The organism is Candidatus Poribacteria bacterium, from assembly GCA_009839745.1.
Lineage (GTDB): Bacteria > Poribacteria > WGA-4E > WGA-4E > WGA-3G > WGA-3G.
Genome location: VXPE01000041.1, coordinates 121,045 through 148,025 on the forward strand (window position 1 = coordinate 121,045; position 26,981 = coordinate 148,025).

The following is a 26,981-nucleotide window of genomic DNA, read 5'->3' on the forward strand; positions in this document are numbered from 1 at the left end:
CGAGCGGGCTTCTGATTAAGGGATGATTTCGGTTCTGACGCTAATCATCACCTTCAGCAGTAACAGTGGCTTCGGGGGTAGCTGCCTTCTCTTCCTTCTTCTTTTCGCCCCACAAACCGAGCCAGAAAATAAATCCGACGAGCGCGAAGAAGGCTACCATGATGATTGCGACCATGTTCACCGCCTCACTGAGAAGCGGCGTAAAGGCATCCGGAGATGTATCTTGCATCACACCGAAGATATGCCACGCCTCTCGCAACCCTGAGCGTGCGTATCCCATCAGTCCCATCAAAGAAGTGAACGTAATTGCCACGAGAATTAACACGTATTGTGAGCGATCCGTCATCTCTCCCCATTTGATAGTGCCAGATGTTGTCGCCTTGCGGTACATAAAAATATCAACGATTGTGACGATTGCCATGACCGCGAGTGCAACCAGGACCTGATACGGCGTCAGGATATTGACCCGTAAATCTGTCGGGACGGTAAACCCAACGATGCCGATAACCACGATGGAGACGGTCGCGAGGAAGAAGACAGCGGAGATACCAATGTTGCCAATTTTTTTCCAACTCGCCGTAGGTGTCTTGCCTGAACGCCGATAAAATAGGAAACTCAAGAAGGTCGTGAGAATGATGATGTTAACTGCCGTATTTTTGGCAGTCATCAAGCCGAACAATCCGAGGTGTGGGTGGTTTGCCCCGCCCATCGCGCTCAGTTCACTGGCAGTTGAAATCTTAGAGAGCGTCCGCGGGGTCATCCAGATTGCGACACAAATAATGATAACGGTAATCATATACGGGCGGTATCGTGCATAGATCTCCGCCCCTTCAATCCGCCCCATGCCTGACCAGAGGTAGTAGTTCGCGCCAATAAACAGGACACCAATCATAACTGCCTGAATGATAAACAGCCAGGAAAAGAGGCTACCCATCATGTTAATGCCCATCGTGTTGTTGAACATGTAGATTTCTCTACCGAGCCAATAACCGAGGAAAGGCAGGGGTATCAGTCCACAGAGTGCGATGAAGTTTCCGGTATAGCCCATCCAATCGTAATGCGCTTTGTCCTCTTTCGTCTTCGCGACGAGGAATCGGAACGCCGCATAAGCCGCAACAATCGAGCCTCCGAAGGCAATGTTACCCACGAGGCGATGGATGTTAACCGGCATCCATGTAAAGTTGTTGACGGCGTCCCAAACGGTTCCCATGAACTCGCCGGTCGTCTCGTTGTGGAGCGGCACCATCGTATGGCTTGTAACACCTTCCATAGCGGTCTCAGGCGTGAGTGCTGGATCTGCTCCCAATTTCTCCTCAATCCAAGATTTTCGTCTGCCTTCAGAGAGGACACCGTATTGGGTTGCCGGACTGGTTTGGTAACTCAACCATGCGTTAGAAACGAACATAATCGCAGTGCCGAATACATTCAGAAGCACGCCGAGGAAGAGATGCCATCCCTTATGGCGTCCCTGCATCTTATCCCATCCATAGGAGTAAAGGTAAAGCGTAAAGGTTTCGCCGAAGAACAGGATGACGTAGAAAATCATCGTCGGTCCGAATATCCCACTGAGTTTCGTCATGACTTTCGGATAACACCAGATGAGGATGAAGACGAGAACGCCACCGAGCAAGGCTGTCGTTGAAAACGCGCCCATACAGAGTTTGATAAACTCCTGCGCCATCCGATCATATCGCATGTCCTTCGTCTTCCAGCCGATAAATTCGATGATTACGGCAAACATCGGGACACCGAGGATAAAAGATCCGAACAATAGGTGAAGTTGGGCAGCGATCCATGCTGCATTTCGGCTGCCGATCTTCGGGAAGGCGCGATATTCCGCTTCGGTCGCGTCTTGTGCAAACGCCGGTGCAACGGTTAGTAGCACGGTATATGCGATGAATACACAGCCAAGTATGAGATAGAGTCTCTTTTTAGACATTTTTTTAACTATGTGCTTCTGAGCGATGCCTCCGTTGTCGGCATCGATCTAAAATTGTTAAGAAACCTACTTGAGATTATGAGAGGCTTATTAACGATTGGAATACTGCAAGGACAACGGACGCAGCAGCCCAGACTTAATCATTTAAAAGATTATTTTGAGCGTTTCTTGAAGTCAGCACTTGTGAAATTTACAGCAATATCGCCACTCGCTGGCACCTCAACGGTTTTGTTTGCGGAACCGAGCTCTTCATGCCATGCGACGACACGGGCTCTACCGGCTGGCACTTCAGCGATTGAATAACTTCCTGTATCCGCGGATTTTTCATAGTCATCGGAACTAATCCATGTGCCATCAGCATTTTTGTAACCCGTAACCGTGAAAAAATTGTTAGGAACAGCGACGATGTAACCCGTCATCCATGCGTGAATATCGCAGGTGAACTTAATTTCCTCAGCCTTGGCGATTTTGTGCGGGATGACCTTGCCGGGCTGTGGAATCTGATAGTTTATCGCGTCGTTTTTCTTCGCGTGAGAGTGGACGTTGTGTGCGATCGGATCACTGGAGGTAATATCAACAGTAGAACCAGCAACAACTGCGAGGACGTGCGGGTAGTAAGCGCATGCCTTCTGGTCCATCACTGGGTTCTTATCCGGGAGGACAGGTTTCGCGCCACGGACGCGGGCGTAAATAACGACGTTTTTGATGCCCTTCCCTTTTGAGACAACGAGTGCCTCGGATTTCGTGCCTGTTACAGCGTCAATGCAATGTTGATCTTTGGTAGCCGTCAAGGCAGGACGCGCGGGTGCGTCGCCCTCATACATTACAGTGCCGGTGATGGTCCCTGCAAACGCAGCACTTGCAAGCATCGTGCCAACAAGCAGGGAGACGAAAACTTTCATAATTTGATTTCTCCTTATATGTTTTAAATTTGTTCAGTAATATATTAACACCACAGAATTTCAAAATGCAAACAAAAAGACTGAAAATTCGAACGAAGTTTCTTAAAAAGATGTTTTCAAGTTACGGACGAAACATCTCCTTGATATAGGCGAGTATTTCCCGTTGCTCCTCATCACTGAGGTAATAATAGAACGCCGGCATATCGTCCTTTCCGGCATTGATGCTCTCCAGCAATTGTTCGTCGCTGTGCATATCCCAAAGACCGCTGTCTGTCAGGTCTGCGGGATCCAACTTTTTGAAACGTCCGATGCGTCCATTGCCCTCTCCATTATTGCCGTGGCATCCCGCGCAATATCGAGCGTATTTGTATTCAACCTCTGACTGATACTTCGTACTCGGATCAACCTGCTTAGCCAACCAGATTAAGCCGTTGAGCCATACCATAATCATGACGATAATGACCGCAAGGTGTCTCATATCTTTAATTTATGGGATCGAAACGATCTTCAGACTCTGAACAATAAAGATCAGCGTCCCAAGGAGATGAGGTAATCTCGGACGAGCCGAATCTGTTTTTCAGCATCATTATCAGCATAGCCGTCGAGTGGCATGTGTTGTCCACCAACGAGGGGCCATGCTTGCGGCATCGCTGTTCCGGGTTGGAACGACTGCGGATCCTTCATCCAATCAATGAGCCAATCCGCCTTGAGCCGTTCTTTCGCCAACGCAAGATCGGGGCGTCCTGCCTTGTCGCTCCCTTCAGGAATAATTTCGCCCTGTGAAGGGTGGCAGGAGATACACTGCAGTGCGTCAAAAATCTGCTTACCGACTCGCAATTCAGCACGCGTCGGTGTTGGCGTTTCAAGCGTCTCATAAGGGAACGGTTCATCATCAAGAGCGGAGAAGTATTTAACCAGCGTTGTCGCTTCGTCATCAGATAACTCGAACGTCGGCATCCGGACCTTGAGTCCGTATCGGATGTCTGAGGGTTCTTTGAGGAACGTAAATAACCAGTCTGGATACACTCGCGCGCCTTCCGCTTTCAAGGGTGGCGGTGCAACCTGTTTGGCAACCATCTCACTCAATCCTTCGTGTGCGATGATAACCTCCTGATAATCGCCGCCCGCGCCTTCAATCTCGTGACATCCCGTGCAGTTATACTTTTTCACCAATCGCCTACCTGCATCAATGTCGTTCAATTTCTCGGATCGGTTATGGATATAACTCAGCGGATACTGCTCGGGTTGGAAACTCTTCAAGAGCACGGCGATCGCTCTCGCGTCTTCATCGCTAATCTGGAAGACCGGCATCCGAGAAACAATCCGTCGGGTTTGATAACGTCGTGGATCGGTAACTTTACCGACCGTCCATCCCGTCCAACTGTGTTCAACGCCAACTGTATCGCCAAAGTCAAGTTCATCAGCCAATTTCGCGCCGAACTCGCCGAGATCCGCACCGACCTTTGACTCATTTTCAAAACCGGGAATCTCGTGACACCCGAAACATCCGTAAGTCCTGACGAGTGCTTCACCTTCAGCGACATCTACTTCACCGATGGAGTCCGTAGCCACGTCTGTCGTTGCTTGTTGCAGACTCATCAGATAGGCGACGACGTTGTCAAGTTCGCGGGCACTTAACCGCAAACTCGGCATACTTGTATCCGGATCATAAGCTTTTGGATCCTCAATCCACTGGCGGAGATAATTCGCTGTAACTTTTGCGCCAACACTGTCGAGTGCCGGGGCAAAATCACTCCCTAAACCATCAACAGCATGACATGTGAGGCAGCCAACGGTTTTGACGGTCTCCTCGCCTGCCTTAATAGCCCTTTCGGCTGTGGAATAATTGGAACTGGATGCGTCCAAATCGGCATCGTGCATCGCGGCGAGGTAAGCCGAGATAGATTTCACCTCATCAACAATGCGAAGGACATAACTGTCAGGGTAGGGATATTCTGTACCATCGTCTGTTTTAATGACAATGCCAGTGTCAGTTTTGGTAACAACGCCGGTGCGCACTCCACCGTTTTTGAGATAGACGACCTGCGTCATGCCATCAACAGGGAAGAAATTCGGCATTGTCGTATTTGCGAGATAGGCTTCGGGTTTCTTAATCCAACTTTCAAGCCATGCCGTATCTTTCACCTTACTGCCGATTTTCGCAAGTGAGGGACCAACTTTGGCGATATTATCGATTGCGCTATACCCTTCAACAGCGTGACATCCGTGACACCCAAGGTCTTCAAAGAGTGCCAATCCCTTCGTCAAATTCGGGGCATAGTCCTGCGGTTCATCTGTTTCAGGGTTCACACCGTAATCCAACATCATCACGCCGTCGTGGCAGCGGCGGCAGTTAGATTCCATGTAGCCTTTCGTTTCTTCGGACGTTCTACCGGTATGCTCATCTAATCCGAGGACAGGCGTGAGCCAGTATTCAGCATGTGTCAAGGCGTGGGCGGATTTCGCTGTGAGTGCCTGTGCTTGCCCACCGTGGCACGGGGTGCATCCAAATCTATCAACAGGGTGTTTGTCAAGAAGGACATCGCGGTGCGGATGCGTTTGAAGGACAGAACGATAGCCGGTCTCATAAGAGATTTCAACTTCACCGAAGACATCCACGTCACTGAAGGTAAGCGTCCCGTTTTCCGCTAATGTATATTCATCGGCTTCCGCTTCAAATCCATCAATTATAACATTTTCACTACCGACCTTGACGCTTGCGTGCTTGAGACGCTGTACAACAGGATTTTCGCCATCCCCTTCCACTTCAAATATTTCTTGCGCGGATTGATCGTAACCGGTTCTATCGGCGGAGAAATGGCAGGTAGCACACCTGTCTGCGGTATGATTGAAGTCTTCAAGATAGTATTGAACAATGGTGCGTGTTTCACGGAAAGGGTTCTCTAAGAGACTCCCCAAGAAGTTTCGCTTGATACCCCCGACGGAATGTAGTTTCTCTTCGAGAAGCGCAACTTCGTCGTGTTTTGCTTTATCGGCTTGCAGTGACGCAAGAGAGGCTTGTGCGGCGGTGATTCCCGTAGCGATCTCTGTATCTGTAGGATTATACTTCTGGGCGATGAGGTAGGTACTGAGAGCACTTTGTGCGTCCCCATTGGCTTGATAAAACTGCGCCAGAGCTACGTTCGCGCTTGCAAAGGTTGCTTCCGCTTCCAAAACGGCTTCAGTGAGTTCGCCTTCAATTTGGGACTCGAAATCTGCTAACTTCTTCTGCCATTTGTCAACAGTCTCATTGCGTTTCCCCTTCGCTTCGTGGAGGCTGTGCTGATATTTATAGTTAATAGCATCCGACTCGCTCTGTCGGAATTTGCGTTCCTGCAGTGCTTCATCCAAGGCGACTTGAGCGTTCCTGACCTCCTTCGTTAACTGTGCGAGTGCCTTGGCATCTGGCTCTTGAGGTGTAGGAAGTTCAGGCAACGCCAATTTTGCGTTCTCTAATTCCGCGTGTGTCTTTTCATACTCATATTGATAAAATTGCTGCTGGATCTGCTTCCATGGACGCCGAGTAATCATCTCACTCCAGAATCCCCATATCGTCACCAATCCTAACAATCCGGATAAAATAAAGAACAAAGCAGAATACGACTTACTCTCAGCAGGAATTTCCTTTTTGCTCCTCACGAAGTTTTCTCCCTTTTTCTAATTTTCCTTGCGGTTCGGTAAAACGGGTTTGTGTATACTCGTGTCTTTCCGTATATCCGCCTGCGTGTTTTTGCGAATCAACGGTATGAATGCCGTGTGGCATTCCCCGGGGCATTTCTGCGTATTGTTGCAGGCTACAATTTAGGTTTAGGAGTCATTCTCAACCAGATGCCTGCGTGTAACGAAAAAGCCTGACTGCCCACTGTTATTCTTAGATGTTGAACCACGGGGACACCCAGATGTATTTCACATTTAAAGCGACGCGCAGAATCATCTTTATCGGCAATGCGAGCATCGTTAAGAACAGAAATGAGACGACGATATACCGGACAAGACCGAGTTCCTGTAAAAAACGGCTACTTTTATGCTTCCATAAGTAGAAAACGGGACCGACTGCGAAATAACCGGCAACCACCACGAACCCGAAAAAGTTCGCAGTAGCCGCGTCGCGGATGCCGAAAAGATATGACAAATTCACATTTGTCAGCGGAACGACAAGGTGTGGATCCCACGCTTCCCATGGCGCGAAGAAGTTCCATCCGGGACCTCTCAGGAAGGTCCCAACCACCATCAGAACTATCCATAAAATGATAAATCCGAAACAGAATACGGCGAGTGCGAAGGGACGTTCTTTTATTGTGTAATACCCCTTACCTTTGGGATTAATGTCAATGTAGGGGATCGCAATCAAACCGGCAATGATCAACCCTGGGAGCACGACACCTGCAATCCAGGGATCGAAGTAGACGAGCATCTCCTGCAGCGCAAGGAAATACCAGGGCGCTTTAGAAGGGTTCGGTGTCTTCGTCGGGTCGCTGGGTTCCTCAAGCGGGGCATCAATCATAATTGACCATACCCCGAGCACGAGCATCACGATAATAGCGCAAATAAACTCATTCCGACACAGATACGGCCACACGTAAACCTTATCGTTAAGAGCGGCATCCGAAGGGACACCTGTTTTATCAGTCTGGCGTGCCTGCCGGTATGAAAGATAGATGAAATAAGGTATCAAAAAGAGAATAGCAACAATGGGGACATTATCCGGCTTCGTCACCAGTGCTATAAAATGCTCCATATTCTTCTGCTCCTTTTCCGAAGTCACGCGATCACGATCATCGTGATGGCGTGCTTCCGCCGAAGATTAGATTCCTCGCTCGTGCGGATCCGACCTATACAAAAGACTCGCGTCTACCCTTCTCTATAGAGGTCCAGAGATACCACCGTCTTTACGGACCCGCCAGAAGTGCAAAGCCATCAAGACGCTTGCCAACAGCGGCACCGCAACGCAGTGTAAAATATAGAACCTCAATAACGTGGAGGGACCTACGATGGTGCCCGCCAGCAGTGCGAATCGGACATCGTTGGATTGTGTGATGTCTTGCGGGGCAAATGGACCCTCATGCCCCAAAACCGGTGTTGCACGTGCCATGTTCGTTCCGACCGTCACCGCCCAAAAAGCCAATTGATCCCACGGCAATAGATACCCCGTGAAACTCAGGAAAAATGTCACGAGTAACAAGATGACCCCGACTGCCCAGTTGAATTCTCGAGGCTTCTTATAGGAACCGGTCAAGAAAACCCTGAACATGTGGAGCATCACAGAGATAACCATCCCGTGCGCCGCCCAGCGGTGCATGTTCCGCAGGAGCATCCCGAACGGAATGTCAAATTCAAGGTACTGGACATCGTGGAAAGCGTATTCAGCTGTGGGTCGGTAATAGAACATCAGGAGAACGCCGGTGACGGCTGTCACGAGAAACATAAGGAAAGTGATACCGCCCATGCACCATGTGAATCGGAAGTTCAGCGCGTGCCGAGAAATCCGAGGAGGATGGAGATGCAGCCAGACGTTTTGGAGGACCTGTAAGGTATAACGGCGCCCGGTGTCTTCATACCCGTGGCGGAATATAGAGCGCCAAATGTCGGAATTCGTAATCTTTTCTTTGAGCCCTTTACGTTCTTCGTTCATACGTTTGTTAGCAAGTTTCGACGTGGACGTTAGCGATATGGGCTTTGGAGTTAGGCACCGTATAACGCCGAAACGCCTTTTCTACCTGACGAGTGCCAGGCACAAATGCTCTCCTTTCTTCAAACCTTCAAAAAGGAGCCTGGGTCGGTCCACTGCCCCTTTTCACCTAAAAACTTCACAGCCTTGTCGATTTCGATTTGACCATCTTCTGCCAATGTAATTTTAACACGTTCGAGCGGTCGCGGCGCAGGACCTTCGTAGTTTATGCCTTCCCGGTCAAAACCGCTACCGTGACAGGGGCACTTGAATTTGTTTTCTGAACCGAGCCAGCGCGGCGTGCATCCGAGGTGTGTGCAAATGGTTAAGAGCGCGTAGAACTCACCGTCTTGCTTCCGGACAATCCAAACACCAAACGGCTCTTTTTTGAACTTTTCACTAACACTGCCCGGTGGATATTCTGCTGGGAATCCTGCTTTAAAAACAGAGGAGGGTTCAAACAGCACACGTGGATATAAATACCGAACCAATCCCGGGCCGAAGGTCAAGCCCAATGCTGCAACGAAATTCCCCCAGCCGAGAAATTTAAAAAACTTACGTCGAGATACCACTTATACCCCCGATCTTGTAGGGTAACGCTTACGCGCAACGCCCCCGAATTAACTGTAAGGTAAACCGCAAAAGATTATAACCTAATTTGAAATAAATGTCACCAAAATCTTTCGCATTTAAACGTCTGCGCTGCACAAACAAGACAGATGCATCCATTCCAGACGAGTTCGCTTAAAATCGCACTCAGTTGAAGCCAAAGCACTTTTGCGAAATTAGTAGAGTAGGAACAAGGGATCACTCCCTTGCCCCTCTCTCCAAACCGTGCTTGCTACTTTCGCAGACACACGGCTTTCCATGTCAACAATAACGATATACGATTGTTGTTATATTTATACAATAATCAATAAAGAAAACCAAACAAATTAATTTTGCCGATTACTTAATCCTGTGATCCTATAGTGTTTTGTCCTTTAACATCTTTTATCCTAATAAACGTATCTCGATTAGATTTTGGATCTATTCTCCCTGTTATTAGGTTTATTCCGTGTTGTCTACTGTCATAAATATCAGGGGTTATTAAGATATTAGATTTTTCGGGATGCGCTGTTATAGAAATAACAGAATCTTGGGACGAAATTATAACATGGCTACCATCTTTATCGTTGTGTAGGAAGATTTGATTTTTACCTTCACCGACGACTAGAGTGCCTTTTATAACTACATTGTCAAATGCGGTTGTATTCTGTGGCGTTATATTAAGCCCTTCGGCTGTTAGATTATCCGTTTTACCTGCTATTAGCATTATTATTGTTGCTGTTAGCATACCGATAATAAGATAAACTATTTTGTCTTTCATAATATACCTTCCTTTAGGTTGGTATCGGTTGAAAGTTATTGATTTTCTATGATAGATACGATTGCTTACTATGCAGTTCCCAATGACATTCAGCGTGAATTAGCGTTAGGTTGCTATGGCTGTTAGTTCCGCCTTTTGCCTTTGGTAATATGTGATGGACTTGTAATTTATCAAGTGGCAATAAAGGATAGTTGCATTCGGTGCACTTCCCTTTTTGCTTTTTATAAAGTGATTTTCTATACTTCATAAATCTTTGACTCATTAGTCGTTCATCGCGTTTTTGCCAGTATTCTCTATCATCTTTACAATAGACTCTTACATCTTTCTTTACCTTTACATAATTAAGTATCGGTATATCTGATAGCCGTGATAAAGTTGGATTATTTCCAAATGTTCTTTTGTCTTTAGCAAAATATTTGTCTATAATCCAATCATTGCTTTTACTATGTCTCCGTCTGCCCCATCGTAAAAGTGTGTGGTATACGTAGTAGTCAATTTTATTATAACTGACTTTACTATTTGTATATCTGTAATAATTTCCCCACCCTCTCAGGATAGGATTTAGTAGTTTTATAAGTTGCTCTTGAGGTAGAGCAATAGACTTTTTGACTACTGTTTTTATAGAGGCACGCAAATTTTTGATCTTTTCTTTACTCGGTGTTATCAGCATGATGTAATCACTTATATCTTTCGGGCTTGTTATTCCGCGTCTAGGATATTTCCTAAACGTAAATCCTAGAAAATCAAAGCCGTCTTTGATGTGAGTTATACGAGTCTTTTCTTCGGATAGCGTTAGATTTATTGTTTTATATAGAAATTCCGCTATGTCAATTTTGGCTTGTTTTGCTATCTGTTTGGATTTACACAGGATAACAAAATCATCAGCATATCTTACCATTATGTTATCGGTATGATGTCTGATGTAATAGTCAAAAGTAGATAAAGCCACATTTGACAACATCGATGATATTACTCCACCTTGTGGTGTGCCTTGTGTATTATCTATAACTTTATTTCTATCAACAATTTTTGAGGTGAGTATTTTTCTGATAATGCGTATAGCGTATATCGGAATTTCCCAAGTCCGTAAAACTCTTAATATGTGGTCGTGTGATATGTGGTCAAAACATGACTTTATATCGCCTTCCACAATATAGCGTCTGCGATCTTTTCTATTCAAACATACGTATAGCATCATCATTGCATCTTGACAGCTTCGTTTTGGTCTAAAGCCGTAACTATCTTCGTCAAGATGGTACTCAACAATTGGATCTAATGCTATTCGTAGAATTTCTTGATTGATTCGGTCTTTCATGGTTGGTATACCAAGCGGTCTTTGCTTTCCATTTGATTTTGGAATATAAGTCCGTCTGATAGCATCAGGCTTTGATTTGATATTGATTTCTTTTAGAAGTTTGTATCTTATCAGATTCTGATGTTCCCTGCTTGCTTGTGGCATTTTTACTCTGTCAACTCCAGCAGTGTTTTTGCCTTCGTTGAGATATGTTATTCTCCACACAGCAAGCACTTTTACCGCAAAAGAACGTTTTACCAGAATTGTAAAGATTGTGCGTATCTTCTTCTTATCGTTATTGGCAACCGCTTCGTCAAGTCTTTTCTGCATAGTCTCAACGTAGTTCTCACATTTTCTGATATTTTCAACAGAAAATGTGCGATCTGTTGTGCTGGCTATGGTTGCTTTACATGAGTTGTTAATCATGATATAAAGGTCTTTTCAGAATGAAATGTTGAAGGATTGACACTAATCGGGCTTTGAAAAGAATTTGACGGGATTATCAATAAGCGTTATACATAATTTAAAACGTGATAAATGGTAGTCATAGATCACGTTTTAAAATTATGCAGTTTGCTTGACATGCATATTTGAAATACTGAGAATTACCCCTTTTTCGGGGTTTTCCTCAGTATATATCAATTATTGTGAATTTTGCATGAAACCTGTGCATAATTCTTTACTTTTTCCGATTTCCTCAATCTTATTGACTGCGTGAGTCAACTTAGATTCTATATGATTTCCCAAATGATAACTTGATACATTGACGTTAGGATCAATCTTTACCCCTATGTTCTGCATCGCAGACTTATGCCTGTTATCCCAATCCAAGTAAACATAACGCAGATTTACTTGATTATCAAAATAAATATAAGATTTTGACTTGGGCATTACACTTTAGTGATAAATCACATCAAAGGCTGTGTATTTAATTTAAAGAGGCTTACAATTATTCAACTTTCGCTTATCCATAGTCAACTTTGGCGGACGTTTACACGGAAAATCTATATTATTACTAATATAAATTGTGCCTTATTCCTTTCTCTCGCCTTGTCCCTTTGCTATTGCCCTTGCCGTTTCCGACAAAAGATTTAAGGTAAACCATACACAGTTGGGATTGTGTAGCGGGTATTCTCCGCATTTATCATTTGATCATCATATCGCACGCGTTAAATATTATAACATATCTTCAAATGTTTGTCAACCAATTTTTTCAATTTCTATACACAGAATATGACAAATTTGAATTGATAGAAAATAGTAGGATAGGTAACCCGTTCGTTACCGATCCTACTTCGGCATCAAACCCCTCATTCTATCCGCTGCCTTCTTAGTGAAAATAAACAAAATTATATTCAATTCTCTGACGATTCGTGATAAAATCTACCCAGAAATTTCCCAGTTTTCAGAGACAAATAATCCATAAACACATGAACAAAGGAGAATTGATATGGCTCGCTTGACAATCAGCTTAATCATCGTCGGTTTCATGTTCGCACACCTCTGCAACGCTGAAATCGATCCGGGATCTATTGTGGGTGCGTGGTTGTTTGATGAAACAGGTGGAAAAGTCGCCAAAGATTCATCCGACAATGGCAACGACGGCGACCTTGTCGGGGGTGCGAAATGGGTGAAGGGTAAATTCGGCAACGCCATTGAACTCAATGGTAAGGACGCTTGGGTCACCGTTCCAGCGATCGGACCGCTTGATGATTTTACACTCATGAAATGGTTCAATTCCACAGGTAGGGTCGGACTCTGGAGATGCTTCTTCAACCGTGATGGTTGGGCTGCCGGATACGTCCACTATCAATTCCGCCCAGACAACAAGATGGAGATGGCTATCCACTCGAACAACCCAGTGCGACACCCGGGATGGCCTGAATCGGATTTCACGGCGGATAAAAGCATTCTGGATAAATGGTTCCATCTCGCAGTGGCTTATAGCAGGACCGGTAAATTCGTTCGCGTCTACTTCGATGGTGAACTTGACGCTGAGGGGAATTGGGGACCCTTGGCCGGGGAATTTGGACCCGGACGGATCGGTTCGTGGAGCGGTGGCGGCAGAGAGTGGGAGGGTCTGTTCGATGAAATGCTACTCTTCGATGTCGCACTGGAGGTAGAAGACATTCAGATGCTTATGGAAAACGGATTAGAAGCCACGCTCGCTGTTGAACCCGCAGGTAAACTTACAACAAATTGGGGGGACCTTAAGTTAGGACGGACACACAGCAGATAGGCAGAAACGATAGATAATCTCCGATAGGCGCGCTCCGAGGCGCGCCTGGAGGACATTATTCCTGCTTTAATCGTCCCCACAAGGTCGTCAGCAACACAGCACTTGGCTGAACAGGGAAAGCACGGCGCTCAGGGACCCATGCGGAGCCCCAATTCATAGAGAGTTCATCTGTCAATTGGCGAGGCTCACCATCCGCTGCGTTCATAATATAACGCCAGTTTGAAAAAAGTCCGAGAAGTCAAGACAAACGCACATTTAAGAAAAAAGAGCCATTTTTTCACGGAATTAACCCCCTAAAGAATCAACGGTATGAAGCCCGTGTGGGCTTCCCCGCCCCTTATCAGGGGGACTTTAAGAGGAGATCGTCTACCCCAAATATTTATCAAACTCACGTTATCCTATTAATTAAAAAAGAGTCAACTGTGGAATTTCGACCGCCTCTTGTAACTTTCGCATCGCCTCGGCGATGTCATCGACAAGGACTTGCCGGAGTGCCGTAAAATTCTCACCCTCCTGCCGTAGGACATACGCAGGGTTAAACGTCGCCATTGCGAAGGGAGCATACGTGGTATCCGTAAACCAGACACCCCGTTCCTCTGTAATGCGGAATCTACGATGGATAAGCACTTTCGCGGCAGGCGCGCCCATACAGAGAACGACTGAGGGTTGCATCACAGTCAGCTCACCATCCAGCCATTTGGAACACGCCTTAATCTCTGATGCCTTCGGTGGACGGTTCTTTAACACATCCCCTTTACGACTCGCGGCACGACATTTAATGATGTTCGTGAGCCAGATATCGCTACGCGTCAACGCATTTACTGCCAAAACATCATCCAGCATATCCCCAGCAGGACCTGAAAATGGGAGTGCTGTCCGATTATCCGCAGCAGAGGGTCCCTCCGCAACAATCGCTAACTTTGCGGTGGCATCGCCGCTACCGAAAACAACATTCGCACGGGTTTTCGACAAGTCACATGCTGTACAAACGCTTGCCCGCGTTTTAAGGGTTTGCATCTGTGTCTGAACGCTATTCATGTTTCACACCGACTTCACTACAGATTATCTCATAGGCAAAGGGCTTCTTCTTTCCGAATTGGTGCGGTTAGAAACCGCACCTACCGGGGTTGGTGACGAGTGAGAGTGATACCACCCACACGCTAAAGCGTCGGGCTTCGGCTTCATAGACAGTGCGGTTTTCTCTAAGAGTCCACCGTCTTATTCCGTCTCCACCCGCAGGCAATTCCCTATCCCCCTGAAAAAGCGGGGTAGGCATATCGTGCGGAAACTTTCACGGGTATCCCTGCCTGCCTCTCACCAAAGGGTGAGAAAAGTTGAGAAGGCGGGCAGCAATACAACGTGCGAGATTTCACCTTCGCTCCGATTCACGCTTTCGCGCAATTACGCGTCAACTGCCCATACATGTTTTTCAAGTGGTGTCACACTTAGCACTTTTTGACTCCCTCTCACAGGAGTGGACAACTCCCCAACAAGTGTTGGGGGTGAGAGCGTTGTCCTAAGTGTTAAGAATATTAAACCACAATTTATGAAAAATGTCAAGTATTTTTTTTCAAAAAACGCTGCAGCCTAACACACGAGGGCGGTTTTTCATCCCCAAACCTAAGGGATGGGGCTTTCACACCGAAAGGTTGGTAAAACTACAAGTTGCCTCCCGAAGTTTTCGAGAAGTGAACACTGGCTTGGACCAACTGATCCGGTTGCGTTCCCGTAAAGGTTAGTTTATAAATCGGTTTGTCCCAATTATATTGATAATCGCTACCATAGGTTGCCACACTTACGGGTAGGTAACCCTCCGGCACATGAATAAAGCAGGTGCCTTCGGCTTGGCGAAGCGGTTTGCAGACGATCATGTAAGTCTGGCTGTGCCTATCCCAACCCGCAGATAGGATCTCAACACCGCCCTGTGTATAGTGCATATCCGTAGCGAGGAATTGTGGCACATCCTGTTCTTCACGGAAGCAGAGCAGTTTCGCAGAACGGGGTGGAATGTTCAATAAGGTGACACTGTGCGAAACCTTTCCAAGATATTCGCGCATCCAGAAGTCATGGACGAGGAAATCCTTAGATTTGGGTAACCCAAGTGCCTCCATTTCAAAATAAGCGTCATCTTCATGGTCGTCCCAGTTGAAAACTGCGGCGAGATACCAAGATTCACGCGGTGTTGACACGGGTAGACACCATATCTTGGGAAACGGTTCATCGTAAAGGTCTATAGGTGTAGCAGCCTCGCCTATGAGTGGAAAGATTTTCGCTAAGTAACCCGCACGCGACGCACGCAGTGTTAGAGATTGGTCTGCACACAAGACTGTCCCCCCACTCAAGGCAGCCGCCGTCATTTCCACAATCGCCTCGTTGATCGGACGAGGTTCATCAACAGCAATCTCACCAAAAATGTGTCCCCAGAGAACGTTATGTTCCGTGAGATGCGCTGCATACCGGCTCAGACGATGCTTCGTCCCACGCTGATGATGCCATGAGTCACTTGGACGGTTGGAAACCCCGCCGATAGCAGAAAGGGAAGGACTGAGGAGTGGGGTATTAATATCAATACTACCGACGCACGGACCTGGAACCGTATTGTATCCTGCCAGCAGCACATCATCCGTGAGACGGACGCTTTCTGACTGTATTTCATCAATCGTCTCTCTGAGTAATTTTCCAGCAAGACGATACAGTTGGACCGAGGTCAGGCTGCTATCATGCCAGTGCAAGTTGTGGGAAGCGTTCGTGAGCCCCAGCGTATAAGCTGTAAAATCGGCGTGGATGAAGGAATATCCACATTCGCCCACCACCTGTTTCATCTGTTTACGAATACGTGCCTGCACCTGTGGATGCGAAACATCCAAGAGCGCGACCTCTTTACCACTCTCTGGTAGATGAACAGAGGCAGGTTTGTAGCCCTTACGCATAGAATGATGCCGTGAATATTTTCTGCCACCTCGGGCGGCAGTTTTCTCTTGTATACAATAATCTGGATGGTTTTGGACCAGCCTCGAATCCAGTGCGGCACAGAAAGGATTGAACCGGAGCCTCGCTTTGAAACCCTTTGCTCGGATCTGACTGACAACCGCTTTTATTTCCTCACGATTTTGGGATCCTGCGGCATTTGAACCTTGCGAAAAAATCCCCACTTCTGATTCCGAGACAGCATTCAATTGAACAGAATCAATGCCGCCGGGAAAGTTCGGCTGAAACATCGGACTCTCGGCGAGAGCGTCTACTTGGGTTAAGATAGCACTGGCATCAATTGATCCTTCTGTATCCGAAAGCGTCCACACAGTAGCCGGAGTGCCGGATTCGCGGGACCTTCGATTTTGAATACGATCGCGCTCGTGTGCGCTGTTTTGCGCGGCTACCAGCGAAATATAATGTTCATAGGCTGCAGACGCTGGGTCTGCGAAATTGATATAAGCAGTTTCGGAGGTGATCTTTTCACCGGGATCGCACGCTTGCCGACACTCATGGTAAAGTGCCCACGGATTGACACCCGACGCGGAGGACCTCTTACCCTGTCCGCGTGAGCCACGCCCATTATTTTTCTGGCAGCCCACTTGAATTCGGGGCCACCATTTCTCAGCCGTCAGGAACCCGAAGACCAGTGCTTTCCCACCTTTTGTATTGCAAAGCACACCATCATTGCTCGGATGCATGGCGTCGGTCTCACTCAGTAGAAACCCTTCATAGAGTTTTCTACTGATGCTGGGAGAAACAGGTGGCGTGTTAATAAAGAGGTGGCAATCCGATGGAAGCCCCCCAAGGAACACCCCCCCACTACGGTTGGCTGAAACCCCAAGCACGGTTACACTGTTGAGCCGAATGGGTTTCGGTTTTAGGTTCTCAATACTCACCTTAACGTGTATTGCGGAGTGTTCGGTATAGCAATTGAGGTCGGTGTTTATCCGAATCCACTTACCTGTCGCTTCGTATGAGAAGCGAATTTGGTGATAACTCCCGAAAGCGTCGGTCTTCGGAAGTTCTGTAATAAATTCGCGAGTCCCAGCATCCTCAGTTTTGACGACCTTTCCATCGTCAAGGGTTACCTGCGTACACCCCTCTCGGATAATTGTGTCACCGTTCTCATCAATATAATCCCATGTCCCTCTTGCAAGATTAAACTTAATTTCAAATTGCGTATGGTTTATCACGACCAAGTTGCCCTGTCGTGAAACTGTTATCTCATCTGATCTCATCCATCAATTTCCTTTTTTATAGTAGCTTTCAGCAAAACAACCGTCAGCAGTCAGCAATCAGGAAAGAGGTTCTCTTTCCGAAAACCGTCAGTCGATGGTTTCCGATGGCTGATGGAAACCGATAGCCAATTTGCTGCGAGCCATTAACTCCCGGAAGCGGCAACTGCCCAACAAGATATGATCGCTGCGGGTTCATCTCCCATTTGAGAAAGCGAAAAGGTGTCTCCAGGGGACAGGAAGAGGACATCATGTCGTTCCAAAGCACATGTCTCTCCAGTGTCCATTGTCACTTCAGCACATCCATCGCGCAACACATAAATTGACTCGCTGTCTATCGGTTCATGCGCAAAGTTTTCGCCTTTGTTGAGATGGATGTAATCTACAGAAAGATGTACAGAACCTTTTTGTGGAGAGACCACACTTCGCCACTCGGTGGATTTCCCAAAAACAGGACCACTGCGCGCCATACTGATGACTTGGACGTTACTTCTATGCCCAGCTTGAGGTGTGGGGGCTGTATCTGGCGTATCTCGTTCACCCCGGTAGAGTGCCATATCCGGTGGAGCCTGGAAACTAATTAAACGCGCCATGTTCGGTGTCGTATTAACCGTTCCATGGACCTCGCCTGCGGGCACAAAGATGACATCGCCCGCAGCAATCGGTGTATAGACCTCTCCTTGACGGATAGCACCACCACCTTCTAAAACGACAATCGCGTCTTCCGACGCATCGTGATAATGCTGCGTAAACTCTTGACCGGGCGCGTGAACCCCATGGTTTAAAGTCAATTGTTTGGATCCCATATCGGGATGGACAACACGCCAGTTTTTACCTTTACCCATTTGAAAGGGCGTTCCGGATTGAAGATTCAAAATTTTCATTCTTTTTGCCCCAAAGCACAAGATGCCTTATATTGCAGATGTCGGGATTCGGAGATCCCTCCTACAAATTTTTCTCATAAAACGATACAACCGTATCCCCGTAACGCGCCTGCCGACTCCGCCTCAAACCCCCGACTGCATCCGGCACAATATGCTGCTTCGCGTGTTCAACGAGCAGAAGGCCACCGACACAGAGCAGCGAACTCTCGGCAAGCAGTGATAAACAGGGCGTATACAGCTGCGATCCCCCTGCTACATCAAGACCGTATGGGGGATCAAAATAGATAATTTCAAATACACTGGACCGCTTACACAGATACGTAATCCCTTTTATAGCATCGCGACGGAGTAGACGATACCGCGCGTGGGATTCAATAAGCAGACCACACGTTCGAAGGTTTTTTTCTATAATCTCGATGCACCGCGGGGCGCGCTCCAAAAACGTGACATGCTTCGCACCACGGCTCAACGCTTCAATTCCCATACTCCCAGTGCCGGCACAAAGGTCCAGGAAATTTGCATCTACTATCTGTTCCTGCAGGATACTAAAAACCGATTCTTTAACCCGATCAGCAGTAGGGCGCACGAGGCGATTCCCTTTCGGAGCCGCCAAGCGTCTACCTCTGAATGTGCCAGCAATCACTCTCATCTTTTAATTATACTTTGCGGATTTTTAATTATACCTTGCGGAGGAACAACAGACGTTTCGACTTTGACGTGCGTTCCTCAAATCCGCCCTCCGCTACGCTTACGGGCTGCGCGTCTGGACTTATGAAAACTGAAAACTGACAACTATATGAACAACTCCTCTATCACAGAACCATCGTCAACGACTCGGATCGGTCGTCCGGCGCGAGAATAGTTCTCTTCATCAGCATCAACCCCAAGGGCGAAGCAGAGCGATGCGAATAAGTCTGGAACGCGGACTGTGCCACTATCAACCTGAGTGCCATCTTCATTTGTACTTCCGATGACCTGTCCACCGCGGGTCCCCCCGCCAGCGACGGCAGCCGACCATCCCTGGGTATGATGGTCGCGTCCGTCTCTATTGTTAATTTTCGGGGTGCGACCAAACTCACCCAGCCATAGCACAATCGTTTCTTCAAGAAGGTCCCGTTCAGCCAACTCCTTGAGGAGCATTGCGAACGCCGGATCTACCAGCGCGAGGAGCTCTTTCGTCCGCGCAAAGTTATTTTCATGTGTATCCCATCCGTCCAACGAAACCTCAACAAATTTGACCCCAGCCTCTATCAACCGACGTGCCATCAAACACCCCTGACCGAACTTATGCATTCCATACGCCTCGCGGATCGCCATGGGTTCTTCGTTGAGATGAAACGCCTCGATTTTCGGGGAGTTGATAAGCTGATCGGCTTTTTTGTAAATCGCTTCATGTGCCTCTGTGCTGCGTCCCGTCCGTTTTGCGATAAAATCTGCCTCAATCGCTTTAAGCATTTTCAGACGCTCTCGAAAACGGTGCGTATCCATCTGCCAAGGATAAGAGAGATCCTCTACAGGTCTCATCGGATCTTTGACGACGAACGGATCGTGCGTTGCACCGAGGAAACTGCCGGAGTAGGTCGGTGAATTGATATTAACGCAACTCGGAAGATCGGAGAGATTGTCAAGGTAATAAGAGGTGAGCGAACCGAGGGTTGGGTGCCTGATTGCCCCCCCAGGGGCATAACCCGTATGCAGTAAATAGCGAGCGCGTTCATGATTGCCTTCACGTGAAACTATCGATCGGATAATAGAGAGATGGTGCGCCTGTTCTGCAACTTGCGGAAGATGTTCGGAAACCTCTATCCCTTTAACGCTTGTCGGGATTGCTGCAAAGGGACCGCCATTTTTAGTGCCGGGCTTGGGATCAAAGGAGTCTAATTGACTCGCGCCACCGCTCATGAACAAAACGATACAGTGTTTGGCGCGCGGCACAATATCTTCAAGCTGCGCAAGGCTCCTCGAACTGAAATGCTGCATCGCGACGAGTCCCAGAAAACCGCTGATACCGCTTTTGACAAAACAGCGGCGTGAGATCTCTTTATGCCACAACTCTGGCGCGTCGTATTCTGGAACCCATAATTTCGCGTCCATGTCCACGCTCTCCTCAATCATTCATTCCTATCATTTTAACACGTCAATGTCTTTTAAACAAGGAAAAAAGGAAAACGTTAGGGTCGGTATGTGCGCGGCTGATTACTGCAGTTAGCATCATTCTTCATTGGATTCCGTTATCTTAACCCAACTTGCTACCTATGTGATTTTAGACGCATGAACACCGTTCTTCAGCCAAAAGCGATCATTTTTGTGAAAAACTGAGTGCATTCCCTGCCATTTTCAGCACGAAGAGGCACAGGCTAACGGTCTCCTATGCTACAAACTGGCAACTTAGGTTAACGTGAGTTTGATAAAAGTGGGAAATCAACGGTATTCATGCTATAAAGCATGAACCGGGGTTTCGCTACTGCTATTTGGTTAGAAAGTGTCTTCAAGAAGAGCGTATCTGTCCAAATTATGCGTTTTTTCGGTTGTTTTCCCGCTCTACCTGGGGAAATACCCAAGCAAAAACACCTACGAATTTATTTTCAAGTTCACGTCTATAATACTGCGCCCCCTTTAAATGTTTGAATGCGACTGACAGCCATCAACGTTCACACAGGCACCCGTTACAAGACTCGCGCGTTCCGACGCAAGAAAAACGACGACATTCGCGATCTCTTCGGGCTTCCCGAACCTCCCCAGCGGCATATCGCTTTTCACAAAGGCTTCCATCGCCTCCGGATCCGCTGCGATGCGACGCGCCCAGCCACCCCCCGGAAAGAGGATCGAACCCGGGGCGACGCTATTCACGCGGATATTGTCGGGTGCGAGCTCCCTTGCCAACGACTTTGTCATGCTGATCTCGGCGGCTTTCGCGGCGTTATAGGTGATGTGTCCACCGCCTTCCCTACCGTAGATGGAGGTGATCATCAGGATCACACCGCTTCCCCGTTTTTTCATTTCAGGGATAACACCTCGGTTCACTCGCGCTGCAGATACCAAATTCAGGTCGAGGATTTCGTGCCATTCGGTATCTGAAATCTCTTCCAGAGGGGTCCACCGACTGCCACCGACGTTGTTCACAACAACATCAATTCCACCATACGTTTCCACGGTTTCTGCTATGAACGCGTTAACCTGTTCGCCATCCGTAACATCTGTGCGTTTGGCGAAAACCTCCGCACCTTTTGCGGACAGTTCATCTGTTACGCTTTGGAGTGTATCTTGGGTTCTGCCGCAGATGCTCAACCGCGCACCTTCTTCAGCGAAACCGTGCGCGATAGCACGTCCGATGCCGCGGCTTGCACCTGTCACAACGACCACTTTGTCCTTGAGTCCTAAGTCCATTAGATCTCCCATGTCGTTTTATAGTATAGGCTTAAAAAGAAAGCCCTAACATTTTTATGTCACTATTATAGCGGATACTCCCGAAAAATATCAACGGGATAGTTGTCAACGAGCAGGCATCGGAATTCGGAGATTCTTCCTACAGAAGCACTGAATGCCCTGTTTGAAATAAAAACACGCTTGACAATTCATAAAGATTGTGTTAAAATATATGTATTGAGTGTATTCGTAAAGATTTTGCCCAATTTTAGAATAGCAAGTTTAGCCCCTTCCCCGTAACGGGTGGGGACCCCGGCGTTGAAAGCCAAAAATAGGAAAGTGATTCATGGCATATTATATCACCGACGAGTGTATCGGGTGTATGGCGTGTTTGACGAACTGCCCGGTTGATGCAATAACAGGCGATCGGAACATGCTACACATCATCGATCCGAATATTTGCATTGATTGTAGCGCGTGCGGGATGGTCTGTCCAGTCGAGGCAATCCGTGACCAGTTCGGAGAGGTGTGCAAATTCATTCGTCGACCCACGCACCGACCCATCGCCGTTATCTACGAAGAACTCTGTTCGGGATGTGACTTCTGTGTCCATATTTGTCCCTGGGAGTGTCTTGAACTTAAGGACCCAGAGACCGGTGAACACGCCGAAAGCTTCTTCGGTATCTGTGAACTCGTTAAACCGAAAGACTGTGTCGGTTGTAAACTGTGCGAAGAGGTCTGTATCAAGGACGCTATCCGCATTGAATCCCCCGTGCTTGTGGAACTGGCTGAAGCCGAAGCCGCAGACTAATATTTTTAACGATTATGTCTGGACGGGGTGTCCGTTGTCCACCCCGATCTAAAATTGATAAGAACCTATTCGAGGTTAAGAGGGTTTCTTAAAGATTTAGAATTCGCTCCGATAACGGTAAATCAGCACAGAAGCAATCATTAAAAAGCCTATTTTGAGGTTTAAAAAGGTTTTTAACAATTGAAAGACTGCAAGGACAACGGACGCAGCAGCTCATAAGCAATCGTTAAAAAATGGCGAACACACACCTCTATAAACCGCACCTCGTCATCGTCATCTCCGGTCCCTCTGGTTCAGGGAAAAGCACCGTCATTAATGCCCTCTGTAAAGCAGATGAAACTTTACAATTATCTGTCTCTGCGACAACGCGTAAACCCCGTCGCGGTGAAGTCGCTGGCGTTGATTATCACTTTCTGTCAAAAACGGAATTTGAAAAGTCCATTCGGCAGGACCACTTCTTAGAATGGGCAGCATACGGCGACAACCTCTACGGGACACCCAAATCTGAAATTGCCGATGCCCGCGAAGCCGGAAAAGATTCTATCTTAGAGATCGAGGTAAAGGGTTCTCTGGAAATCCGAGCACAAGACCTCGCCCCGGCAAGAAGTATCCTTATCTTTATTGTCCCGCCCTCATTCGCTACCTTGGAGAAACGTCTCCGCCGCAGAGACACAGAATCTGAATCGGAACTGAAACAACGCTTAGATATAGCAAAATCCGAAGTCCGCGAGATTCAGCACTACGATTACTGGGTTAGCAACCCACAAGGCGGCATCAAACAGGCAGTTCAGCAAATCCAGACGATTATCACTGCCGAACGATCTCGCATTGATGCCAAACTCATAGAGACACTTAACCCTTTACTCGGCGTTGACAGCGAAAATTAAATTAAACCCTGTATCACTCCAAAACCAATCGAAATTAACTAAGAACCCGATTTTTTGACCCTCAAAAGGAAAATCAAGCCTGTAATGAGTTTTTGATAGGGTATTTCTGCGGATTTTTTCAGATATACGGAGAGGATCGCTGCTCTTTCAATCTACCTCACCGAACCGCAAGGAAAAATTAAAAAATGAAATGGAGGGCGGATATACGGAGAGGATCGTTGTTTCTTCAATTTACCTCACCGAACCGCAAGGAAAAATTAAAAACATTATCTTAGGTGTTACAGGCGGCATCGCGATTCACAAATCGATTGACGTGGCAAGCCAACTCGTTAAAGCGGGGGCATCCGTCCACGTTGTGATGACGGAAAACGCCACGCGTCTCGTGCAGCCATTGCAATTCCAAGTCATCTCACGGAACCCTGTCCTCCTGAACCTATTTGACGCGGGAACAGACTGGAAACCCCCTCATATCGATCTCGCCGACCGTGCGGATCTCCTCGCAATCGTCCCCGCGACAGCGAATATCATCGGTAAGATGGCAAACGGCATCGCTGACGACGCGCTCTCGACCATTGCCGTTTCCGTTCACTGTCCAATCCTCCTCGCACCGGCGATGAACGGACACATGTACCACAATCCGTTTGTGCAACGGAATATCGACACCTTGAAAACGCACGGAATCCATTTCGTTGAACCCGATAGTGGTGATTTAGCCTGCGGCTATGAAGGGACGGGACGGCTGAACACAGTGGATGCAATCCTGCAACGGATAAATGATATTCTTGCTGATGCCAGATCGAACAGTCTACCCAAAACCGAAACAGCCGATTTACGAGGGACACGCGTTCTCGTCACCGCCGGGGCAACGCGCGAATATATCGATCCGGTCCGCTTTATCACCAACCGTTCCAGCGGCAAGATGGGATACGCCATTGCTGAAGCGGCTGCACAGCGGGGTGCAGAGGTGCGCCTCATCAGCGGCGCTGCGACCGTCCCTGCCCCCGCCGACATCGAAATCCAGCACGTCGAGACGACGCTTGAGATGTATGATGCACTCCTGCAAGCCTTCAAAGAAACAGATATTGTCATCATGGCGGGCGCGCCTGCGGATTATCGACCGAGGGAATTTACACCCCATAAAATCAAAAAAACTGCCGAAACCTTGACACTTCCACTCGAAAGGAATCCGGACATCGCCGAGGCACTTGGCGAACAGAAAACCGACCAAACCCTCGTTTGCTTCGCCGCCGAAACGAACGACATCCTTGAAAACGCCAAAAAGAAGCTGATACGCAAAAACTGCGATCTCATTGTTGCGAATGACATCCTTGCGGAGGGAGCCGGATTCGGTGTCGATACGAATATTGTAACCTTGCTGGAGCCAGACGGCACCTGCGAACAACTCCCACGCGCCTCAAAGCGCGATGTAGCAGATGCCATTTTGACAAAGGTTGTTTCCCTCAGGACGCGAAAGAAGTAAGTCCCTTGAGAATAAGGATTTACTAACTCTTCCGAAAAATCGATCAAATCTTCAAAATAGCAACGAAACCATAGCCCGTAACGAAGTGGAGGGCGGATCTACGGAGAGACACGTGAACACACAAATTCGCTTCATCGAACCGCAAGGTAAATTAGAAAAATGAACTACCAACAGGTTCGTGGCTTTTTTGCCCTCAATCACACCCGCCCCAAAAAACAATTAGGACAAAACTTCCTGGTTAACCCAGAAGCCCTTGAAATTATCCTCGCAGCGGGAGAACTCACGGATACCGACACCGTCATAGAGATTGGTGCCGGTTTAGGGTGCCTCACGGACGTTTTGGCGCGACGTGCCAAACGTGTAATTGCCGTTGAAGTAGATGAATTGCTATACAAGGCGTTAGCAGCGCAATTCGCAACAGATTCACACGTTCACCTCCTTAACGCGGATATTCTTAAATTGGAATTCAACTCATTGTTGTCTGACGGCACAGAGACTGTGCCTACTACTTTTAAGGTTATAGCGAACCTGCCTTACAGCATTACGACTCCAATCTTGTGGAAACTGCTCGATTATCACAAACAGATTCATAGCTGCGTATTGATGACGCAGAAGGAGGTCGCTGAAAGAATTGTTGCTGAACCCGGAGGAAAGGATTATGGTGCCTTAACAATCGGTGTCACGTATCGGACGGATGCGACACTCATCGCTACGCTATCACCAGAAAACTTTTATCCGGCACCCAAAGTGGATTCGGCACTCTTAAAACTGACGATGCGCCAACATCCAAAGGTTAAGGTTGAAAATGAGGAATTCTTCTTTAAAGTTGTGCGGACGGCGTTTCGGACGCGGCGGAAGATGCTAAAAAATACGTTAGTTAGGGGTAGGTTGGCACCGGCGAAGGTATTAGGGGCCGCATTTGAGGAACTCGGTATCGCGCCAGAGCGGCGTGCTGAAACATTGGATATCACAGAATTCGCCGCCCTCGCAAATTTTTTGTTTTTTAATTATTAACTAAAAAAAATAAAAATCATAAGCGGATATCCAATTCAAAAAGTTGCCAATACACAATTTTCCAATCCCGTTCTTCACGCCGGAATTCAAATCTGCAGCGGGCTTTGAGCTCCCGTAAGTCCCGCTCTTCCCCTTTTTCCGCGTCGACATCCAACTGAAGCGTCGCTGCCGACTTCCGGGCATGCGTTATATCCATCTCTATATCCTGGAAGAGGAATTGCAGCGAGACGTATTCCTCAAAAAGTTGTGTCATCGCCGGAACCACATCTGCATAATTTTCAGGAATAATCCCAGATGCTACCCCGAAAAGTGTGGCTGGATCGTCTGCAGCAACGTAGGTTTCCGAGAAGAGCGCTTCAATTGCCTCAATGTTTTTGAAATCTACCGACTCCAGCAGGGCTGCAAAATTGTCAAAAAAATCTCGTAGCTCCACCACCGGATCTTTTAGGGGTGTCAACATAATATCCACAACCAACCGTTCCTGTTTAAGGACAACCGGTTGGCTATACGGCTTATAATCCGGATCGATAACGGTCAAGGTATGAACATTGTCGTAAAGAACACCTTGAAACGTATAATTGCCGTCTATGCCAGTTTCAACGGACTGTCCGAGCAGCGTCACAGTTGACCCAGGAATGCGATTTCCGGTTCCAGCATCAATGATGGATCCAGAGACTGTGCCGTATTGGAGTGCTACCAGTTTTTCAACTTCGGGTTCAGTAGTTTCTTCCATCTCCCCACATGCAGAAAGGCAAATCATCAGTAGGAACAGCGGGATATTTTTTTTCAGTGTCACAGTTTATTTACCATCCTTAATTTTAATTTTGCTTGCGCGCGGTCAAAGTATTTTGGTCAAGAGGGCATTTTGTAGGGTCCGCATGCGTGTTTTTGCTTGGGCATTTCTGCGTATTGTTGCGTGC

Annotated in this window: 21 protein-coding genes; 5 read left to right on the forward strand and 16 right to left on the reverse strand. The window is 47.5% G+C overall.

The genetic code is table 11. The annotated features are described in order from the left end of the window. Positions 1-40: 40 nt before the first annotated feature. The 9 genes from F4X88_06650 to ltrA form a co-directional block, all read right to left on the reverse strand. Complete coding sequence (locus F4X88_06650; protein ID MYA55953.1) at positions 41-1,939, reverse strand: hypothetical protein; 1,899 nt, start codon at positions 1,937-1,939, stop codon at positions 41-43. A 152-nt stretch (positions 1,940-2,091) separates the two neighbouring features. Further along, the gene (locus F4X88_06655; protein ID MYA55954.1) at positions 2,092-2,841 is read right to left on the reverse strand and encodes a hypothetical protein; all 750 of its coding nucleotides are present in this window, start codon (positions 2,839-2,841) and stop codon (positions 2,092-2,094) included. A gap of 121 nt (positions 2,842-2,962) precedes the next feature. After that, positions 2,963-3,319 carry a cytochrome c gene (locus tag F4X88_06660; GenBank protein ID MYA55955.1) on the reverse strand — a complete coding sequence of 119 codons (357 nt, stop codon included), beginning with the start codon at positions 3,317-3,319 and terminating at the stop codon, positions 2,963-2,965. 50 nt (positions 3,320-3,369) lie between these two features. Beyond that, positions 3,370-6,480, reverse strand: a complete 3,111-nt coding sequence (locus F4X88_06665; GenBank protein MYA55956.1) for a c-type cytochrome — start codon at positions 6,478-6,480, stop codon at positions 3,370-3,372. Between the two features lie 232 nt (positions 6,481-6,712). Beyond that, complete coding sequence (locus F4X88_06670; protein MYA55957.1) at positions 6,713-7,579, reverse strand: cytochrome C; 867 nt, start codon at positions 7,577-7,579, stop codon at positions 6,713-6,715. Positions 7,580-7,702: 123 nt separating this feature from the next. Continuing rightward, entirely contained in the window at positions 7,703-8,473 is a 771-nt protein-coding gene (locus tag F4X88_06675) for a DUF4405 domain-containing protein (GenBank protein MYA55958.1), read from the reverse strand. A 119-nt stretch (positions 8,474-8,592) separates the two neighbouring features. Continuing rightward, positions 8,593-9,081, reverse strand: a complete 489-nt coding sequence (locus F4X88_06680; protein MYA55959.1) for a Rieske 2Fe-2S domain-containing protein — start codon at positions 9,079-9,081, stop codon at positions 8,593-8,595. A 380-nt stretch (positions 9,082-9,461) separates the two neighbouring features. Then, positions 9,462-9,878 (reverse strand): hypothetical protein, encoded by a 417-nt coding sequence (locus F4X88_06685; protein ID MYA55960.1) that lies wholly within the window; start codon positions 9,876-9,878, stop codon positions 9,462-9,464. Between the two features lie 46 nt (positions 9,879-9,924). Further along, on the reverse strand, positions 9,925-11,598 hold the full coding sequence (gene ltrA, locus F4X88_06690) for a group II intron reverse transcriptase/maturase (protein ID MYA55961.1): 1,674 nt from the start codon (positions 11,596-11,598) through the stop codon (positions 9,925-9,927). Positions 11,599-12,622: 1,024 nt separating this feature from the next. Here ltrA and F4X88_06695 point away from each other — a divergent pair. Next, the gene (locus F4X88_06695; protein MYA55962.1) at positions 12,623-13,411 is read left to right on the forward strand and encodes a LamG domain-containing protein; all 789 of its coding nucleotides are present in this window, start codon (positions 12,623-12,625) and stop codon (positions 13,409-13,411) included. A gap of 405 nt (positions 13,412-13,816) precedes the next feature. On the opposite strand, the gene F4X88_06700 is transcribed toward F4X88_06695, so the two are convergent. From F4X88_06700 to F4X88_06725, 6 genes are all read right to left on the reverse strand, one after another. Beyond that, entirely contained in the window at positions 13,817-14,449 is a 633-nt protein-coding gene (locus F4X88_06700) for a uracil-DNA glycosylase (protein ID MYA55963.1), read from the reverse strand. Positions 14,450-15,069: 620 nt separating this feature from the next. Continuing rightward, the gene (locus F4X88_06705; protein ID MYA55964.1) at positions 15,070-17,622 is read right to left on the reverse strand and encodes a hypothetical protein; all 2,553 of its coding nucleotides are present in this window, start codon (positions 17,620-17,622) and stop codon (positions 15,070-15,072) included. 143 nt (positions 17,623-17,765) lie between these two features. Further along, positions 17,766-18,503 (reverse strand): cupin domain-containing protein, encoded by a 738-nt coding sequence (locus F4X88_06710; protein MYA55965.1) that lies wholly within the window; start codon positions 18,501-18,503, stop codon positions 17,766-17,768. Between the two features lie 61 nt (positions 18,504-18,564). Further along, the gene (rsmD, locus tag F4X88_06715; GenBank protein ID MYA55966.1) at positions 18,565-19,152 is read right to left on the reverse strand and encodes a 16S rRNA (guanine(966)-N(2))-methyltransferase RsmD; all 588 of its coding nucleotides are present in this window, start codon (positions 19,150-19,152) and stop codon (positions 18,565-18,567) included. Between the two features lie 143 nt (positions 19,153-19,295). Continuing rightward, the gene (locus F4X88_06720) at positions 19,296-20,618 is read right to left on the reverse strand and encodes a DUF1501 domain-containing protein (protein MYA55967.1); all 1,323 of its coding nucleotides are present in this window, start codon (positions 20,616-20,618) and stop codon (positions 19,296-19,298) included. 501 nt (positions 20,619-21,119) lie between these two features. Continuing rightward, positions 21,120-21,890, reverse strand: a complete 771-nt coding sequence (locus tag F4X88_06725) for an SDR family oxidoreductase (protein ID MYA55968.1) — start codon at positions 21,888-21,890, stop codon at positions 21,120-21,122. Between the two features lie 325 nt (positions 21,891-22,215). On the opposite strand from F4X88_06725, the gene F4X88_06730 reads away from it, so the two are divergent. The 4 genes from F4X88_06730 to rsmA all read left to right on the forward strand — a co-directional run bounded on the left by F4X88_06730 (position 22,216) and on the right by rsmA (position 26,061). Then, complete coding sequence (locus F4X88_06730) at positions 22,216-22,680, forward strand: 4Fe-4S dicluster domain-containing protein (GenBank protein MYA55969.1); 465 nt, start codon at positions 22,216-22,218, stop codon at positions 22,678-22,680. A gap of 233 nt (positions 22,681-22,913) precedes the next feature. After that, complete coding sequence (locus tag F4X88_06735; GenBank protein MYA55970.1) at positions 22,914-23,567, forward strand: guanylate kinase; 654 nt, start codon at positions 22,914-22,916, stop codon at positions 23,565-23,567. Between the two features lie 190 nt (positions 23,568-23,757). Continuing rightward, complete coding sequence (gene coaBC, locus F4X88_06740) at positions 23,758-25,047, forward strand: bifunctional phosphopantothenoylcysteine decarboxylase/phosphopantothenate--cysteine ligase CoaBC (GenBank protein MYA55971.1); 1,290 nt, start codon at positions 23,758-23,760, stop codon at positions 25,045-25,047. Positions 25,048-25,206: 159 nt separating this feature from the next. Continuing rightward, positions 25,207-26,061 carry a ribosomal RNA small subunit methyltransferase A gene (gene rsmA / locus F4X88_06745; GenBank protein ID MYA55972.1) on the forward strand — a complete coding sequence of 285 codons (855 nt, stop codon included), beginning with the start codon at positions 25,207-25,209 and terminating at the stop codon, positions 26,059-26,061. 16 nt (positions 26,062-26,077) lie between these two features. Here rsmA and F4X88_06750 read toward each other — a convergent pair whose 3' ends face one another. After that, positions 26,078-26,857: a hypothetical protein gene (locus F4X88_06750; GenBank protein ID MYA55973.1), complete on the reverse strand. Its 780-nt coding sequence runs from the start codon at positions 26,855-26,857 to the stop codon at positions 26,078-26,080. Positions 26,858-26,981: the final 124 nt, after the last annotated feature.